At 42.5% G+C, this 16,309-nt stretch carries 12 protein-coding genes; 10 read left to right on the top strand and 2 right to left on the bottom strand.

The window, feature by feature from the left end:
* The first annotated feature begins 21 nt into the window (after window positions 1–21).
* The 3 genes from ACL6C3_RS21865 (at window position 22) to ACL6C3_RS21875 (ending at window position 5,206) form a co-directional block, all read left to right on the top strand.
* Entirely contained in the window at window positions 22–1,545 is a 1,524-nt protein-coding gene (locus ACL6C3_RS21865) for a GUN4 domain-containing protein (protein ID WP_413161156.1), read from the top strand.
* A 238-nt stretch (window positions 1,546–1,783) separates the two neighbouring features.
* On the top strand, window positions 1,784–2,878 hold the full coding sequence (locus ACL6C3_RS21870; RefSeq protein ID WP_413161157.1) for a D-alanine--D-alanine ligase family protein: 1,095 nt from the start codon (window positions 1,784–1,786) through the stop codon (window positions 2,876–2,878).
* Window positions 2,879–2,950: 72 nt separating this feature from the next.
* Window positions 2,951–5,206, top strand: a complete 2,256-nt coding sequence (locus ACL6C3_RS21875) for a hypothetical protein (protein WP_413161158.1) — start codon at window positions 2,951–2,953, stop codon at window positions 5,204–5,206.
* 152 nt (window positions 5,207–5,358) lie between these two features.
* Here ACL6C3_RS21875 and ACL6C3_RS21880 read toward each other — a convergent pair whose 3' ends face one another.
* Window positions 5,359–5,928: a hypothetical protein gene (locus ACL6C3_RS21880; protein ID WP_413161159.1), complete on the bottom strand. Its 570-nt coding sequence runs from the start codon at window positions 5,926–5,928 to the stop codon at window positions 5,359–5,361.
* A 17-nt stretch (window positions 5,929–5,945) separates the two neighbouring features.
* Here ACL6C3_RS21880 and ACL6C3_RS21885 point away from each other — a divergent pair, with 17 nt between their 5' ends.
* The 4 genes from ACL6C3_RS21885 to leuD are packed head-to-tail and all read left to right on the top strand — an operon-like array spanning window position 5,946 to window position 9,017.
* Complete coding sequence (locus ACL6C3_RS21885) at window positions 5,946–6,134, top strand: hypothetical protein (RefSeq protein ID WP_413161160.1); 189 nt, start codon at window positions 5,946–5,948, stop codon at window positions 6,132–6,134.
* Window positions 6,135–6,171: 37 nt separating this feature from the next.
* Window positions 6,172–7,575, top strand: a complete 1,404-nt coding sequence (leuC, locus tag ACL6C3_RS21890) for a 3-isopropylmalate dehydratase large subunit (RefSeq protein WP_413161161.1) — start codon at window positions 6,172–6,174, stop codon at window positions 7,573–7,575.
* A 3-nt stretch (window positions 7,576–7,578) separates the two neighbouring features.
* Window positions 7,579–8,382, top strand: a complete 804-nt coding sequence (locus ACL6C3_RS21895; RefSeq protein ID WP_413161162.1) for a class I SAM-dependent methyltransferase — start codon at window positions 7,579–7,581, stop codon at window positions 8,380–8,382.
* Window positions 8,383–8,408: 26 nt separating this feature from the next.
* Complete coding sequence (gene leuD / locus ACL6C3_RS21900) at window positions 8,409–9,017, top strand: 3-isopropylmalate dehydratase small subunit (RefSeq protein WP_413161163.1); 609 nt, start codon at window positions 8,409–8,411, stop codon at window positions 9,015–9,017.
* 340 nt (window positions 9,018–9,357) lie between these two features.
* On the opposite strand, the gene ACL6C3_RS21905 is transcribed toward leuD, so the two are convergent.
* A complete protein-coding gene (locus ACL6C3_RS21905; protein ID WP_413161164.1) occupies window positions 9,358–10,956 on the bottom strand; it encodes a helix-turn-helix domain-containing protein in 1,599 nt (532 codons plus the stop codon).
* An 874-nt stretch (window positions 10,957–11,830) separates the two neighbouring features.
* Here ACL6C3_RS21905 and ACL6C3_RS21910 point away from each other — a divergent pair.
* From ACL6C3_RS21910 to ACL6C3_RS21920, 3 genes are all read left to right on the top strand, one after another.
* Complete coding sequence (locus ACL6C3_RS21910; protein WP_413161165.1) at window positions 11,831–13,267, top strand: sensor histidine kinase; 1,437 nt, start codon at window positions 11,831–11,833, stop codon at window positions 13,265–13,267.
* 98 nt (window positions 13,268–13,365) lie between these two features.
* Window positions 13,366–13,755 (top strand): response regulator, encoded by a 390-nt coding sequence (locus tag ACL6C3_RS21915; RefSeq protein WP_413168386.1) that lies wholly within the window; start codon window positions 13,366–13,368, stop codon window positions 13,753–13,755.
* A 3-nt stretch (window positions 13,756–13,758) separates the two neighbouring features.
* A complete protein-coding gene (locus ACL6C3_RS21920) occupies window positions 13,759–16,254 on the top strand; it encodes an adenylate/guanylate cyclase domain-containing protein (RefSeq protein ID WP_413161166.1) in 2,496 nt (831 codons plus the stop codon).
* Window positions 16,255–16,309: the final 55 nt, after the last annotated feature.

Below are 16,309 nucleotides of genomic sequence, written 5' to 3' on the forward strand. Positions count from 1 at the left end.
AATTGCTCGAATCAAAAACATATGACCCTCATTGATCGAACGCTATTGAGCCGTTATCAAGTCCTTCAAAAAATCGGAACCGGAGGATTTGGAGATACTTATTTAGCTGTTGATTTAGCTTTACCCGGTCAACCGCAATGTGTGGTTAAACATCTGTCTCCCAAAGATACCAGTCCTCACGTTCTTTCCGTCGCTCAACGATTATTTGATCAAGAAGCACAACTGCTGCATCGCTTGGGAGAACATTCTCAAATTCCCCGGCTTTATGCTCATTTTAATGATAGCGGAGAATTTTATCTCGTTCAAGAATTTATCGAAGGAAAAGATCTCAGTCACGAACTTCAACCCGGACAACCTTGGAGTGAAGAAAAAACCCTCAAACTGTTATCTGAAATTTTAGAAGTTTTAGCCGTTATTCATCAACAAAATGTAATTCATCGGGATCTCAAACCCACCAATATTATGCGGCGAAACTCCGATGATAAAATAGTATTAATTGACTTTGGTGCAGTTAAAGAAATTCAAGGAATAGCCGTTAACGCCCAAGGACAAACTCACCTCACCGTTGGTATTGGTTCCCCCGGATATATGCCAAGCGAACAAGCCAAAGGAAGACCCAAACTCGCCAGCGATATTTATGCAGTAGGAATCATCGGAATTCAAGCGTTAACCGGCTTAAAACCTTCTCAATTTCCCCACGATCAAAATACCGATGAAATCCTCTGGAGAAACCACGCAAACGTCAGCGATGAACTTGCAGAAATCCTCAATAAAATGATACAAGAACGGTTGAGCGAACGCTATTCTAATGCGTCCGAAGCCTTAACTGCACTGACACCGTTATTGAGTCAATCTAACCCGGTTTTAGCAACAAATTATCCGCCCGTTTATCAAGCCAATACTGTTAATTTATTCCCGCAAAATCTCCCTCAGTCCGCCACAGTAAAAACACCCGTTTCTGCTCCTAGCGTAAAATCTAAAACTCAATCTTTAAAAAAAGGGTTGGGCGGAATGGTGACTGCAATCTTTTTTATCGGAGGAGTTTATATTATGATAGAAAATCTTAAATCTCCCGAGGCTTTGCTGAATGCAGATTATACAGAACTTCAGAACTTACTCCAACAAGGAAACTGGAAAGAAGCAGATAAAGAAACCGAAAAAATCATGCTAAAAGTTGCAAATCGAGAGCAAGACGGATGGATAGATGCCAATGCAATAGAAAGTTTATCCTGTGCAGATTTACGTCAAATCGATCAACTTTGGGTTAAATATTCAGACGGAAAATTTGGCTTGAGTCGTCAAAAAGAAATTTACCTCCAAACCGGAAATCCCCTCGGAAAATTTCAGGAGTCAACTTATAATAGATTTGGCGATCGCATCGGTTGGCGAAAAAATGACAAATGGTTAAATTATTCCGATTTAATCTTAGATGAAAATGCACCGAGAGGTCAGTTTCCCTCCTGTACAAACGCCGCTCAAAACTTTTCGGGCTGTCGTTGGCCGGTCTATTGGTTATTTGCTCGGGCGGAAACCTGTCAACTTTAATCGTTAAAAATTGTTGGGCGGGTCAAACCGAAGATGTATAATGACTCAATTAAGAGTGATAAAAATTGATGCACCCGACGAGAGTAAAATCCTGAAAAATTGTTGGTGCATCAAACCCAAAATTCGTTAAAAGTAAATAAAGATAGATAGAATTTGATGCACCCGACGAATAAAATTCCGGAAAAGGGGGGACGAAGAACTGATATAGTATTCAAAATGTCTTAGTGTGAGCAGTCAGATGAGTAAAATTCGGGTGGGATTGTTATTTGGCGGACGTTCCGGCGAACATGAAGTCAGCATTCGTTCGGCGATTGCGATCGCAACCGCCTTGAGAAGCGATGAAAATGCCAGTAAATATGAACTGCTACCCGTTTATATTGGCAAAGATGGGGTTTGGCAAAAAGGCGATCTCGCCCAACAAGTTCTCGCTTCCGGCGAACCGCTTTATTTAACAGAGGAGAAAACAACATCAACAGATTTAGTACATACTCCCTCGCTGCTTCCTGAACCCGCAAATTTTGCAGAAATTGACGTTTGGTTTCCCATTTTACACGGCCCCAACGGAGAAGATGGTACCATTCAAGGATTGTTAACTTTAATGCAAGTTCCCTTTGTGGGATCGGGGGTTTTGGGTTCGGCGGTTGGCATGGATAAAATAGCCATGAAAATGATTTTTTCTCAAGCGGGATTGTCGCAAGTTAAATACAAAATGGTAACGCGATCGCAAATTTGGTCTAATCCTTGTGTGTTTCCAAAATTATGTGATGAATTAGAAGCGGAACTCGGATATCCTTGTTTTGTAAAACCTGCGAATTTGGGTTCGTCGGTGGGAATTTCTAAAGTGCGATCGCGCTCAGAATTAGAAACAGCCCTCGATAATGCAGCCAGTTACGATCGGCGAATTATTGTTGAAGCGGGAGTCGAAGCCAGAGAACTTGAATGTGCCGTTTTAGGAAACGATCAACCCCAAGCTTCTGTGGTCGGAGAGATTACTTTTGAAAGTGATTTTTATGACTATGAAACCAAATACACCGAAGGAAAAGCAGCTTGGTTCATCCCTGCAAAAGTGAGTGATAATATTGCCAATCAAATTAAAGAAATGGCGGTGAAAGCCTTTTTAGCGGTGGATGCAGCAGGTTTGGCGAGGGTTGATTTCTTTTATGTGGAGAAAACGGGCGAGGTTTTGATTAACGAAATCAATACGCTTCCCGGTTTTACTGCAACCAGTATGTATCCGCAGATGTGGATAACCAGTGGAATTTCTTTTCCGCAATTGGTCGATCGCTTAATTGAACTGGCTCTGGAACGACAGGCTGAAGTTCGCCCCGTGTAACAGTTTGTATAGGTTGGCTGATCGGAGATTGACGTGTTAATTTAAAGAGTATCCCCTCAGCCAATAAACCCTATGAGCGATAGTCATTTATCAGAAGGTCGTGCCGAGTCCGGCGGTGCAGATGTTATTGGTTTTCTCAATGATTGTACCGACCAAATTTTCGCCAATGTTCTCGATCCGCACAGTGATTTGTTCGAGTCGAATGCCACGATTCTCGGCGAGTCTCACCCGCCACTGCGGGCAATTATTGAGCAGGTACAAATTCAACAGCAAGAACTGACATCATCACTGGCGGCGGGTCTGGATTTTATCTTGGGTCGGGAAGACTACGCCAACGATCAAATTGAATCGGCTCTCGCTCACTATCAACGGAGTTTATCATTTTGGCCTCATGCTCTGACTTCTTTTGAACAAAACTTATTTGCCGATCCGTCGGTGATTCCTCCGGCTAATTCTTTAGAACGGTTGGGGGCGATTTTGTTTCATGTGGGGTTGAGTTATTATCGGCGATCGCAACTTGATTCTTCTAATCAACAGCGTCACAATCAGGATGCCAAAACTTACTTGAAACAGTGTTTAGATATTTTTGAACTGGCACAACGTCGGGATTTGGTCGCCAAATTTATTCCCAAATTATGTATTGTTCTCCAACAATTAAAAGCTTGGGAAGAATTACAAACACAAGCCCAAAAAGCTTTAGATTTACATATTTCTTACGGTTCGCACCACGATATCGCCCAAGATTATGGCTTTTTAGCTGAGGCGGCTATGCACCAGTCTCAATGGTCACACGCCAATCAACTGGCGGAATTAGCCTTAGAAATTCAGAATCAATCTTTACGCGATCCCCTTCAGAGTTTATCCGATGAAAATCCCTATCTGTTGTTGTTGGCAGAATCCAAACATGAATTAAAGGTTTGGCAAGCCACAGTTAACCGCCTAGAAGATGCCTTAAATCAAACCAATCCTTACGAAGAAACTAAAACTTATCTGCAAATTTTAAAGGCCCTCCATCAACTTTATTTTGAGCAGGATTATTATGGGAGTGCGACTCATATTAAAGAAAAACGGTTCCAAACCGAATATCAATTAGGCTTGCGTTCTTTTGTCGGTTTTCGTCCGTTAAAACAGCAATTTAAGCCTCAAGAATCATCGGGTCAAGTGGCTCCCGAGATGATCGCTTCGGGTCGATTAAACGAGATTAATGAATTGGTCGAACGGATTGAAAGTCCCGACCATAAATTGATTGTATTGCACGGAGAATCCGGGGTCGGAAAAAGTTCTTTAATCAATGCGGGAATTATTCCCACTCTCCTACAAAAACAAGCAACATATCCAGAAGTTTCTGTTCCGATAACCTTGAGAATTTATACGGATTGGCTGCGGGAACCCAACCCGGAAACTTGGAACTTAGGAACGGTTTTAAACCGCTTAAGAAAAAATAGCGAAAATCATTTATCGACGGTTTTGATTTTCGATCAATTTGAAGAATTTTTTCTCATCTGTACCGAACCCAATCAACGTTTACCTTTTTATCAATTTCTGCACGATTGTTTGAGTTTGAAATGGATCAGCGTGATTCTCTCGATGCGAACCGATTTCTTACATTATTTACTCGAATGCGATCGTACTTCTCGTTTAGAAGCGGTGATCGGTTATGAAGTTCTTTCTAAACAGGTGCTTTATGAATTGAGAAACTTTTCAGCCGATCAAGCTAAGGCTTTTATTAAACATCAAACTCAACACAAACCCACTCAATTTGATGAGGAATTAATTAACCACTGGATAGAAGACTTAGGAACTCGCTTGGGAGAAATTCGCCCGATAGAGTTGCAAATTACCGGATCACAACTACAAACCGATGGAATTACCACCCTAGAACAATATCAACAATTTTGCGATCATCCTCAACTTAATTTAATCGCCCGTTTTTTAGATGAAGCTTTAGCCGACTGCGGTTTTAAAAATGAACGGGTTGCTTTATTGGTTTTATATTCGCTCACTCAAGAAAATGGCATCCGTCCTCTAAAAACTCGCGCCGAACTTATTGCCGATTTAGACATGACTTCACCGGAAAAAATAGACATGGTTTTAGAAGTTTTTGTCGAGAATGGATTGGTGTTATTACTTCCCGATATTCCCGAAGATCGCTATCAACTCGCCCACGATTATTTGGTGAGTTTGATTCGTCAACAAAAGGGCGAACGTTTGATCGCAGAATTAGAACTTGAACGTAATAAAGCCCAACGTAAATTGATGCAAGAAAAGCCCGATAGTTTTGTTGAACGGGCTATAGGCTCGATGTTGCGTTGGATGCGTGTGGAGTAACACCATCTTCTTTTACATCTCAAAAACCCGGTTTCGATAAAGTTACCGGGTTTTTAATCGTTCGACACAACCTGCTAAAATTCTCAGGGGTAGCGGGGCGGGTTTATGTATGTTTTTTCTCAGAAAATATCAGATTGGGTTGGAACCCGCCCCTACGAAACTTTGGAATAATGTTCTCGGCAGAATTGAACGGCGATTTGATGCTTACAAATTGTGTTGCGATACAACGAATCTGCACAACTGCATCCGCTTTCATTCACTTGAGAAAGGCTTTGATGAACCGAATTCCAAACTACCGCATCACTCCCATTAATTTTAACAGACAAAGGTTCCATCGCCACCCGATTATAACGGGATAAAAAGGCTTTTGCTTCGGAAAAACTTAACCAAAATTTACCCTGATTTGTGGTAAACTGAAGACCTGAAGTTTTGATTTCCCAACTCTCAATTTTCTCGATTTTAGGATGGCGAATTTGCAGCCAACATTGCCAAATCTTCAGAAATTGCTGTTTCGATAACAGCGTTGAACAGCGCCCTTTTGCCGTTTTATAAATGATTTGGGGAATTTTAGCCGATCCAACGGTTTGAATGCGTTCAACTTGAATATTAGCGGCAACTAAGGCGGGAATGAGGGGAGTTAGGGTTGGGGTTTCTAAACAATTGTTAACACTTCCTCCCCCAGAAATTTGATCGGCAGGGGCGCTCAATCGAGAACTATTCATGGTATGATCCTTTTGTGATGAAACTTCAACCTCTTAGCACCCAAGTCATTGCTTCTAAACATGGGGTGCTTTTTACTTTTGCTACTTCTATTCTAACATTTGTTGAAGAAATCGACAACGTTCTCGCCCAAGCTTCCGGTCTGGGTTTCTTTGGGTTTTTTTCAACACTGCTGGACCGAAGTTCAGGTAAAATAAATCAAAGATAGAAAGCGTGAAATACCCGCAATACAAGCTGATCTGATTATGAGCAACGGAACACTATTTGATAAGGTTTGGGACTTGCACAGGGTTGGCACTCTCCCCTCAGGTCAAACTCAACTCTTCATCGGTTTGCACCTGATCCACGAAGTCACCAGTCCTCAAGCTTTTGCGATGCTGCGCGAACGAAATTTAAAGGTGCTATATCCCTCGCGCACGGTCGCCACTGTCGATCATATCGTTCCCACCGATAACCAAGCCCGTCCGTTTGTGGATATCTTGGCGGAGGAGATGATGCAAGCCCTAGAAAAAAGCTGCAAAGACTACGGCATCCGCTTTTATAATATCGGTTCGGGCGATCAGGGAATCGTTCACGCGATCGCCCCGGAACAAGGCCTGACACAGCCGGGAATGACGATCGCCTGTGGGGACTCGCACACCTCGACTCACGGTGCTTTTGGGGCGATCGCTTTTGGGATCGGTACCTCCCAAGTGCGGGATGTGTTGGCGTCCCAAACCTTAGCCCTTTCTAAATTAAAAGTTCGTCGGATCGAAGTCAATGGTCAATTGCGTCCCGGTGTTTACGCCAAAGATGTGATTTTGCATATTATCCGCAAACTGGGCGTTAAAGGCGGTGTGGGTTACGCCTACGAATTTGCGGGGACGACCCTTGAAGCGATGTCGATGGAAGAACGGATGACCATCTGCAATATGTCCATCGAAGGCGGCGCCCGCTGCGGCTATGTTAACCCGGATCGGGTAACGTTTGACTACCTCAAAGGGCGAGATTTTGCACCAAAAGGCGAAAATTGGGATAAAGCCGTGAGTTGGTGGGAAAGTCTCCACAGCGATGCCGATGCGGTTTATGATGATGTGGTGATTTTTGATGCGGGGGAGATTTCTCCGACGGTAACATGGGGAATTACACCCGGTCAGGGAATAGCGGTCGATGAGACTATCCCCAGTTTAGAGAGTTTTGATCTCGGCGATCGCGATGTCGCAACCGAAGCTTACCGTTATATGGAGTTTTCTCCCGGTACGCCGATCAAAGGAACAAAAGTGGATGTTTGTTTTATTGGCAGTTGTACCAACGGACGGTTAAGTGATCTGCGGGAAGCGGCGAAATTTGCCCAAGGACGTCATGTGGCGAATGGGGTGAAAGCCTTTGTGGTTCCCGCTTCTGAACGCATTAAAAAAGAAGCTGAAGCCGAAGGACTTGATAAAATCTTTCAAGAGGCGGGGTTTGAATGGCGGGAGGCGGGATGTTCGATGTGTTTGGCGATGAACCCCGATAAACTGCAAGGAAATCAAATTAGTGCGTCTTCGTCTAATCGTAATTTTAAAGGGCGTCAGGGTTCGTCTACCGGGCGAACTTTGTTGATGAGTCCGGCGATGGTGGTAGCCGCAGCAGTCAAGGGCGAAGTAACAGATATCCGCGAGTTGTTGTAACCAATGAACCTCACCTCACCTCAACTGGAAATTCAGGCCTTCTACGATAAGCGAACCAATTATGATAATAATCTGACGGTCAGACGGGCGTTGCGACTGGTGGAGTTAGCCCCTCAACTTCAGCCCGGACAGCGAGTCTTGGATCTGGCGACGGGTACGGCTATAATTGCGATCGCCGTCAGTCCACAGGTTGGGGATGAGGGGGATGTCATTGGGGTTGATTTTTCTGCGGTGATGCTGGATCAAGCCAGACAAAAAATAGCAAATGCAGGCTTGAATAATATTCAATTGATTGAAGCGGATGCAGAAAAAATTGATTTCCCAGACTGTTATTTTGATGGAATTTTTTGTTCTTCGGCTATTGTCTTATTTCCGGATATTCCGGCACTATTAACGAAGGGATATCGCTGGCTAAAACCGGATGGGTTTATGGCATTTTCCGCCTATGCAGAAACGTCTCATTTCACGCCGTTAATTGCGAAGGTTTGTGCGAATAATGGGATTTTATTACCCAATTTACACGAACCCGTTGGCAGTTCAGAAAAATGTTACCATCAATTCCAACAAGCGGGATTTCCAGAAATTGATATCAAAACTGAACAATTTGGCAGATTTCTTAGTCTTGATGAAGCCAAACAATTCTGGAAAGGCACTTGGTTACACCCAAACGGACATCCCTTATCTGAACTAACCCCCGAACAAACGCAGAACTTGACAGCCGAATTTCAAAGACAAATTGAGACGTTAGCAACAGAAGATGGAGTTGGGTTAGATATTACCATGTTTTTTGCGATCGCTCACAAATAATTAACAGGAATTTACAGGAGGAAAAAATGAGTCAAATTCAAAGCATTTCAGGACGGGGAATTCCTTTGGTTGGGAGTGATATTGATACGGATCGAATTATTCCCGCCCGGTTTTTACGCTGTGTGACTTTTGATGGTTTGGGCGAACAAGCGTTTGCTGACGATCGCCAACAAACTCAGGGAAATCACCCGTTTGATTTGCCTCAATATCAGGGGGCGAATATTTTGGTGGTTAACGGTAATTTTGGTTGCGGTTCATCGCGGGAACACGCCCCACAAGCCCTTTCAAAATGGGGAATTCAAGCAATCATTGGCGAAAGTTTTGCCGAGATTTTCTTTGGAAATTGTGTGGCAATTGGGGTGCCTTGTGTGACCGCAACGCCGGAACAGGTTCAACAGTTACAACAGGCGTTACAAGCCGATCCACAATTACCGATGCAGGTGAATTTAGAAGCACTACAGGTGCAATGTGGGGATGTCAAAATTGAGGTGAATATGAACCCCGGATCGCGACAAATGTTCCTGAGTGGAACTTGGGATAGTTGCGGTCAATTGTTGGCAAATGTCAAGGAAATTCAAGCAACGGCGGGTCAACTTCCTTATATGGGTTGGGCAAATTCTGCCGGTGCAAATTGAATTGATTTTGGCGATCGCAGAAGATTGAACTTTTAGGGATGAAAAACCAATCATTCAATAATGGATAAGTAATAATGGATAATGGATAATTACCTCGATCCTTTATGAAGAGGATTGATAGAGAGGAAATAATTTTTCTTTTTTCTCCTTGAAAGGAGAGGTCTTCAACCTCATTAATTAATGATCAATTATCAATTGTCAATTATCCATTGATCAAACCTATTTCCTCACCGATGGCGATCGCCATGCACTCCTCACACTAAAATTCAAACCATTACGACAAGCATTAAAATGCTAGCATGATTGCAAGATTGCCTGCACTTGGCGCCTAATTTCCCTCTCAAATTCCCAAGACTTTTCGTAATACCGCTTCGTCTTTGGGTTTGGCAGAAAAACGACCTTTTTCTAAATCCCGTATCCAGCTTTGACTTTTTCCGGCCATTTCTGCCAAAAGTCTTTGACTAATTCCTCGGCGTTTGCGGGCGTTAGCAATTTGGTTAGCCGATAAACCCATTCGGGTAGAAGTTTTAGTTTTATTGGAGATGCGAGAGGTTTTTTTCTTGTCCAGTTTGGCAAGTTGTTGTTCCCACTCGGGGGGAAGATCGAACCAAGAAATTCGGGCTTTCATCAAGCGATTCCATTTTCCTCGGGGACTAGAATCGGTTAAACGTTGATCTTGACCGCCATCGTTGATCCAAAAGTCGAGGGCTTCTTCGGCATCGTCGGGTAATTCGGCGAGTTTGGCCCACAGGGGTTGAATTTCGGGAACGTAGGTGGCCGCATCAAATACGGCTTTGATACCGTAGTGATTGAGAACTTCGAGATCGCTTTCAAACGATCGAATTAGGCGTTTGCGGTGTTCGCTGTGAAGATCGGCTTGAGACATCTTTTCCTCGCCGTAGGCGACCCGCATCAGGGTGGGAATGGTGATGCACTGCTTTCTTCCCATTTTGGCTTTAAACAACAACCACAGCATCATCCGGGCGGCGCCGATGTGTTGTTGCCAGATACTCATCACGGTACTGAGTAGGAATTTGGGTAATGTACCGTATTGATAAAAGGCGGTGCGTTTGCGATAGTCGTGTTTGTTGAGGAAATATTGCGCCCAAATACCGGCTTTGAGGGTGAAGGTTAAGCCGGTGAGGTATTTGTTTCCTTCGGAGTCTTTTTGAAAGTGATGCTTGATATCGAGTAGGTGCCAGAGGCGATCTTCGCCAACGGAGAAGCCTCTGACTTTGCCCTGTTGCGGCCAATTGATGGTGGTGAGAAGTTGACAGGGTTGTTGGGCGAGGGCTTTAATCAGGGTTAATTTGCTGGCTTTGCTGAGATCTTTTCGTTTGTCGAGTCCGAGATATTGTTCGATTTGGCGATCGCTGATCACAAATTCTTGTTCCCAGGGGCGATCGAGGGTGGTGGCGTAGGCCGCATAAATCAGATGCAAACCTGCGGCGCGAATGTCTATGCCTTCAATGGCGGTTAATGCGGCTTCATGTTGGAGGATTTCGGGGGTCTGAGATTCGATCTCGTTGGTGAGTCGGAAGATGATCGATCCTTCCCCTTGTTTGACGGTTCGTTCATAGTAGGGTTGACCTTCATCGTTGAGTTGCCAGGGGATTAAAGAAGCGCTGGTCAGGAGATTACAGGCTTCCCAGACCACCATCGAGGAGGCGAAGGGATTATTCTTGCCATTGAGGAAAATATCCGGACTGGTGGGCATTCGGACAGTGGCTTTATAGCGTCCTTTTTTCGGTTGTAAGGGAACCGGGCAACTGATTGGACAATGAACCACGCATTGGGGTTCGCTATAGTATCCTTCGCAGTGGTTACACAGTTTGGGGTCGATCCAGAGTTGTCCTTCGACTTGTTGAATGGCACCTGTCGGACATTCGGGTTGACAGGTTCCACATCCAGAACAATTTTCAGGGATTGAATAGGACATAGTTGGGAGGGTGAGAAGACACTGAAACAACAATTTAAACTTGAAAGTAGAATTTTTACCGTTAACCTTTTTGCTGATCTAACAACTCAAGTTGAAAATCTTCCTCACTTTTTTTTTGAGGGATGGATCAAGTTTTAGGTTTGGGTTAAACTGCTTTCAAATCTTGCATAACCTTCATCCTAATCTTGCATTGAGTCTCGATTGAGCGGCTTGGACAAGCATTTAGAATTTAGATTAGAATAGTGAGATAGAGTTAGTATTGCAACTGGTAGATACTCAAGTTTGAGAGTCTTTTAAGTTGTTTTCACTGCTATATAGACAGAGTAAACACCTTACTTACTCTCATCTGTTTAACATTCTCTTAAGAACAGTCTTAATCATTTGCTCATTATGAACATTTTCTTAAAAAATTTGGTTCGACATAAACCTTTTAGTAAAAAAAAATCAGCAATAATATTTCATAACATTTCGTATCGCGAGGGCGTCAGGAAACCTTAAAATCGCAACTTTTTTTTAAGCAAAAAGCAACAATACTTTATAAAATTTCCCGTCTTGATCGTCTCCGGGAAAAGAAGATCCCGAAGGGTTGGCGATCGCCAGATGTCCATTCTTACGGTTAATTCTTAAGCTTTAATTTATATTTTTGAGTCCATTTTCTGGTAAATCCCGACCGGCTGACCTTCTCACCCATCAAATTTTACAGAAATAAAACGGCGCTGCCCCTCTCGGAGTCTGCGGGGTTGTGCAGTATGATTATATACTTATCAAAGGGATGTTTTTTTCTCGATCTAGTAAAATTCAATTGAAAATTCCAAAGGACTGAGGCGCCGGGGTAGGCGATAAACGACAACATTAGATTAACCTTCGATCCAAGATGAATATGCAGTCAGAAACCCGCTCATTTTCCCCAGAGATTTTAGTGATTGACGATACTCCAGAAAATCTACAACTTTTGGTAAACTTGTTAACGAATCGGGGTTATCAAGTGCGAGCGTATACGAGCGGAAATCTGGCAATTCAAGGGATAAAAAAATCACCCCCGGATTTGATTTTGCTGGATATTATGATGCCAGAAATGAGCGGCTATGAGGTGTGTAAACTCCTCAAATCCGATCCGGAAATCCCAGAGATTCCGGTGATTTTTATCAGTGCGATGGATCAGGTGATTGATAAAGTTAAAGCCTTTGAAGTGGGGGGAGTAGATTATATTACCAAGCCGTTTCAAGTACAAGAAGTTGTGGCTCGGGTCCAAGTTCAACTCGAAAATCGTTTTTTGCGTCAAAGTTTAGAAGAAAGAAATCAAGATTTATCTCAAGCTTTAACCCAAATTCAAACCACTCAAAACCATTTGATTCAATCGGAAAAAATGGCGGCTTTGGGGCAACTGATCGCCTGTATAGCCCATGAAATTAATACACCTTTGGGGGCGATTTTAGCGTCGAGTAATAATTCACAAACGGCGATTCAGGAGTTTTTAGAGACATTGCCGCAATTGGTCAATGAAACTTCATCGGCCGATAAAGAACAGTTTTTTGCTTTATTAGATTGTTCATTGAAGGCAGAAAAACAAAAGTTCAACAGTAAAGAAAAACGTCAGTTGAAGCGAGAAATAACCCGGCATCTCGAAGAACAGGAGATCCCCAAAGCTCGGCGAATAGCAGATACTTTGGTGGACTTAGAAATTTATGAAGGAATAGAAGCTTTTTTTCCGCTTTTCAAAAGTCCTAATGCCGATTTTATCTTGCAACAAGCTTATAATCTCATCGGTCTGAAAATGAATAGTCAAAATATTATTATAGCCGTCGAACGGGCTGCAAAAATAGTCTTTGCTCTAAAAAGTTATGCCCGTTATGATAATAGTGGTCAAAAACAGTTTGTTCGAGTTACAGAGGGTCTAGAAACGGTTTTAGAGTTGTATCGCAATCAAATCTCCTCAGGAATTGAAGTGATTCGAGACTATCAGCCTATCGCTCCCATCTGGTGTTATCCTGATGAATTAAACCAGGTTTGGACGAATTTGATTCACAATGCGATTCATGCTATGCAAAGTAAGGGGTGTTTACAAATTTCTGCGTTTGAACGCCAAGACGGGGTGGTGGTTGCGATCGCCGACTCGGGCGGAGGTATTCCCCCCGAAGTTCAGCAAAGAATCTTTGAGCCATTCTTCACCACCAAACCTGCGGGAGAAGGGAGCGGCTTGGGATTGGATATTGCTCGTAAAATTATTGAAAAACATCAGGGAAAGATTGAGTTTGAAAGCCAAGTCGGACACACGCGATTTCAGGTCTGGCTACCGAGGGAGACGCCTTAAGGAGTCTCTGTAAAATGGGGGTTGATCTGCCGAGAAAAACTGATACAATTCAGGAAAAAATTCAGCCGATTGTTGTTGATGATTAAAACTAGATGATTATGTCGGAAAAAGCGATTCTGTGTGTTGATGATGAGGCGATTATTCTAGAAAGCCTCAAAGAACAACTCAAAAGGCGATTTGGAAGTCAATATTTGTATGAAATGGCCGAAAGTGTCGAGGAAGCGTGGGAAATTATTGAAGAACTACAGGAGGACGAGATTGAAATTTTAATGATTATTTCGGATTGGTTAATGCCCGAAACGAAAGGGGATGAGTTTTTAATTAAAGTTCATAAAAAATATCCCCAAATTCTCACGGTAATGTTAACGGGTCAAGCGGATAATTTGGCGGTACAACGCGCTCAAGATCAGGCGAACTTGTACTCTTGTTTATATAAACCTTGGAGCGAGGAGGAATTGGTGAATATCATTTCCTCTGCCTTAAACTAATCTATGAGTAATCTGGCTATTTTATGTGTTGACGATCAATGGTCTATTTTGGTGGCTCTCACCGAGCTACTCAAGCATTATTTGGGAGAACAGTATGAAATTATTGGCGCTGAAAGTGGAGAAGCTGCGCTGGAAATTTTAGAGGATTTTTCCGAAGAAGGATTGGAAATTGCCCTGTTGATTGTCGATCAAGTTATGCCGGAAATGTCCGGAGATGAACTGCTGGTTAAAGTCCACGAAAAATATCCGAAGGCTTTAAAAATTCTGCTCACCGGAGAAGTAGAAACACGGGCTGTTATTCGAGCAATTAATCAAGCCAATTTATACCGCTATATTACTAAACCTTGGGATGAAACCGACTTGGTTTTAACCGTCAGAGAAGCGCTGAGATGTTATTTTCAAGAGAAAACGTTAGACTTGCAAAATCAGGCTTTAAAACGATTAAATTTTTCTTTAGAGCAGAAAGTTTCCGAACGAACGTCCGAATTAATTCGAGCTAATGAAGAACTGCAAAAACAAGTCCGAGAACGTCAACAAGCCGAAGAAGAATTACAACTGCTTTTAACTTTAAGTCAGGCTATTAGTTCGGCGCCGGATTTTGAAACCGCTTTGCAAGTTGCATTACAAACGCTTTGTGAAACCACCAATTGGGTTTATGGCGAGGTTTGGCTTCCTTCGACTGACCAAACGGTTCTCGAATCTAGTCCGATGTTGTCTTATTTTTCTCCAGAAAATGCTCAAATGAACGCCGCTCTGGAATCTTTTCGCTCTCATTTAGATGGGATTAGATTTAAACCCGGAGAAGGAATCGCCGGACGAGTTTGGCAATCCAAACAACCGGAATGGGTTGATAATATTGAAGCCGAACCGGAAAACGTTAATTTCCCAGTTCGTCACCTGCCTTTTATTCAAAATCCGGCTAAAAATTACGGTTTAAAAGCTCATTTTGGCGTGCCGATTTTTGGAAGTTCTAACTGGAAAATCGAGGAGGTTTTCACGGCTCCGGTGTTAGCAGTATTGGTTTTCTTTATGCGGGAGTCTCGCCCTCAAGATCAACGATTTGTTGAGTTAGTTTGTGCTGCGACCAATCAATTGGGGGCGGTTCTTCAACAAAAGAAATCCGAAGCCGAAATGAAGGCGTTATTTGCCGCCATGACAGAGGTTGTTATGGTGTTAGATGCTTCAGGAAAGGGTTTAAAATTGGCGCCAACCGATCAATCTTTTTGTACTCCCGAAGCGATTGTCGGGCGAAAATTATCCGATTATTTTCCTCCCGATGAAGCCGAACGGTTATTGGGATGTATTCAAACGGCTTTAACAACAAAGCAGACGGTTCAAGTGGAATATAATCTCACGATTAATCAACAGTTAGTTTGCTTTTTGGGAAGTATTTCACCCCTGACTCAAAATACAGTAATTTGGGTTTCTAGAGATATTAGTCAACGTAAAATTACAGAAGAAGCTTTGAAAACCAATGAAGCAAAACTTCGTCATGTTGTTCATAATGTTAGTTCTGCTATTGTTCAATGGGATCGCTCGGGACGAATTTTGTTTATTAATGAATATGGATTAAACTTTTTTGGCTATCAAGAATCAGAAATTTTAGGTCAAAAGTTAATGGGAACACTTCTTCCTGAAGTTGAAACATCCGGACGAGATTTACGCAATTTAATCGATAATATTTGTCAGAATCCAGAACAGTATATTGTTCACGAAAATGAGAATATTCGCAGCAATGGGGAACGGGTTTGGGTGACTTGGATTAATCAGCCAATTTTTGATAAAAATGGTAATTTAATAGAGGTATTATCCGTAGCGACAGATACCACAGAACGCCGTCTCGCCGAAGAAGCACTTCGCCTGGAACGGGAAAAATCCGAACGATTATTGTTGAATATTTTTCCGAAAAAAGTTGTCGAAAAACTTAAACAAGAAAAAAAAGGTTTAATTGCTGAAAAGTATGATGAAGTGAGTATTTTATTTGCAGATTTAGTAAATTTTACCGCTCTTTCCGAACGGTTAACACCCATTCAACTGGTTAAATTACTCAATGAAATTTTTTCGACTTTTGATCAACTCGCAGAAGGTTTAGATTTAGAAAAAATTAAAACCATTGGAGATGCTTACATGATGGCTGCGGGTTTACCTTTACCCCGCGAAGATCACGCCGAAGCTATTGCAGATATGGCGCTTTCAATGCAATTGGTTGTGGATCATTTTCCTTTTGCTTATGGTGAAACCCTACAAATTCGGATTGGAATTCATAGCGGTACTGTTGTGGCTGGAGTGATTGGAACTCATAAGTTTATTTATGATTTGTGGGGAGATACCGTTAATGTTGCTTACCGGATGGAATCTTCCGGTGAACCCGGAAAAATTCAAGTTACTCAAGCTTTTTATGACCGATTAAAAGATGAATATTTGTTTGAAAAGCGGGGTGAAATTCCCATCAAAGGAAAAGGAAAAATGATTACTTATTGGTTGATTGGTCGCAAGTAAAACGATAATTTAAAAACCCGGTTTCTCAAAAAAACCGGGTTTTTAGGACAAAGAA

Source organism: Capilliphycus salinus ALCB114379 (assembly GCF_047276495.1).
Classification (GTDB): Bacteria; Cyanobacteriota; Cyanobacteriia; order Cyanobacteriales; family Microcoleaceae; genus Capilliphycus; species Capilliphycus salinus.

Bases quoted from the DNA above. Each gene is read 5' to 3' on its own strand.
- ACL6C3_RS21865 (WP_413161156.1), top strand. From the start codon at position 22: ATGACCCTCATTGATCGAACGCTATTGAGCCGTTATCAAGTCCTTCAA.
- ACL6C3_RS21870 (WP_413161157.1), top strand. From the start codon at position 1,784: ATGAGTAAAATTCGGGTGGGATTGTTATTTGGCGGACGTTCCGGCGAA.
- ACL6C3_RS21875 (WP_413161158.1), top strand. From the start codon at position 2,951: ATGAGCGATAGTCATTTATCAGAAGGTCGTGCCGAGTCCGGCGGTGCA.
- ACL6C3_RS21880 (WP_413161159.1), bottom strand. From the start codon at position 5,928: ATGAATAGTTCTCGATTGAGCGCCCCTGCCGATCAAATTTCTGGGGGA.
- ACL6C3_RS21885 (WP_413161160.1), top strand. From the start codon at position 5,946: ATGAAACTTCAACCTCTTAGCACCCAAGTCATTGCTTCTAAACATGGG.
- leuC (WP_413161161.1), top strand. From the start codon at position 6,172: ATGAGCAACGGAACACTATTTGATAAGGTTTGGGACTTGCACAGGGTT.
- ACL6C3_RS21895 (WP_413161162.1), top strand. From the start codon at position 7,579: ATGAACCTCACCTCACCTCAACTGGAAATTCAGGCCTTCTACGATAAG.
- leuD (WP_413161163.1), top strand. From the start codon at position 8,409: ATGAGTCAAATTCAAAGCATTTCAGGACGGGGAATTCCTTTGGTTGGG.
- ACL6C3_RS21905 (WP_413161164.1), bottom strand. From the start codon at position 10,956: ATGTCCTATTCAATCCCTGAAAATTGTTCTGGATGTGGAACCTGTCAA.
- ACL6C3_RS21910 (WP_413161165.1), top strand. From the start codon at position 11,831: ATGAATATGCAGTCAGAAACCCGCTCATTTTCCCCAGAGATTTTAGTG.
- ACL6C3_RS21915 (WP_413168386.1), top strand. From the start codon at position 13,366: ATGTCGGAAAAAGCGATTCTGTGTGTTGATGATGAGGCGATTATTCTA.
- ACL6C3_RS21920 (WP_413161166.1), top strand. From the start codon at position 13,759: ATGAGTAATCTGGCTATTTTATGTGTTGACGATCAATGGTCTATTTTG.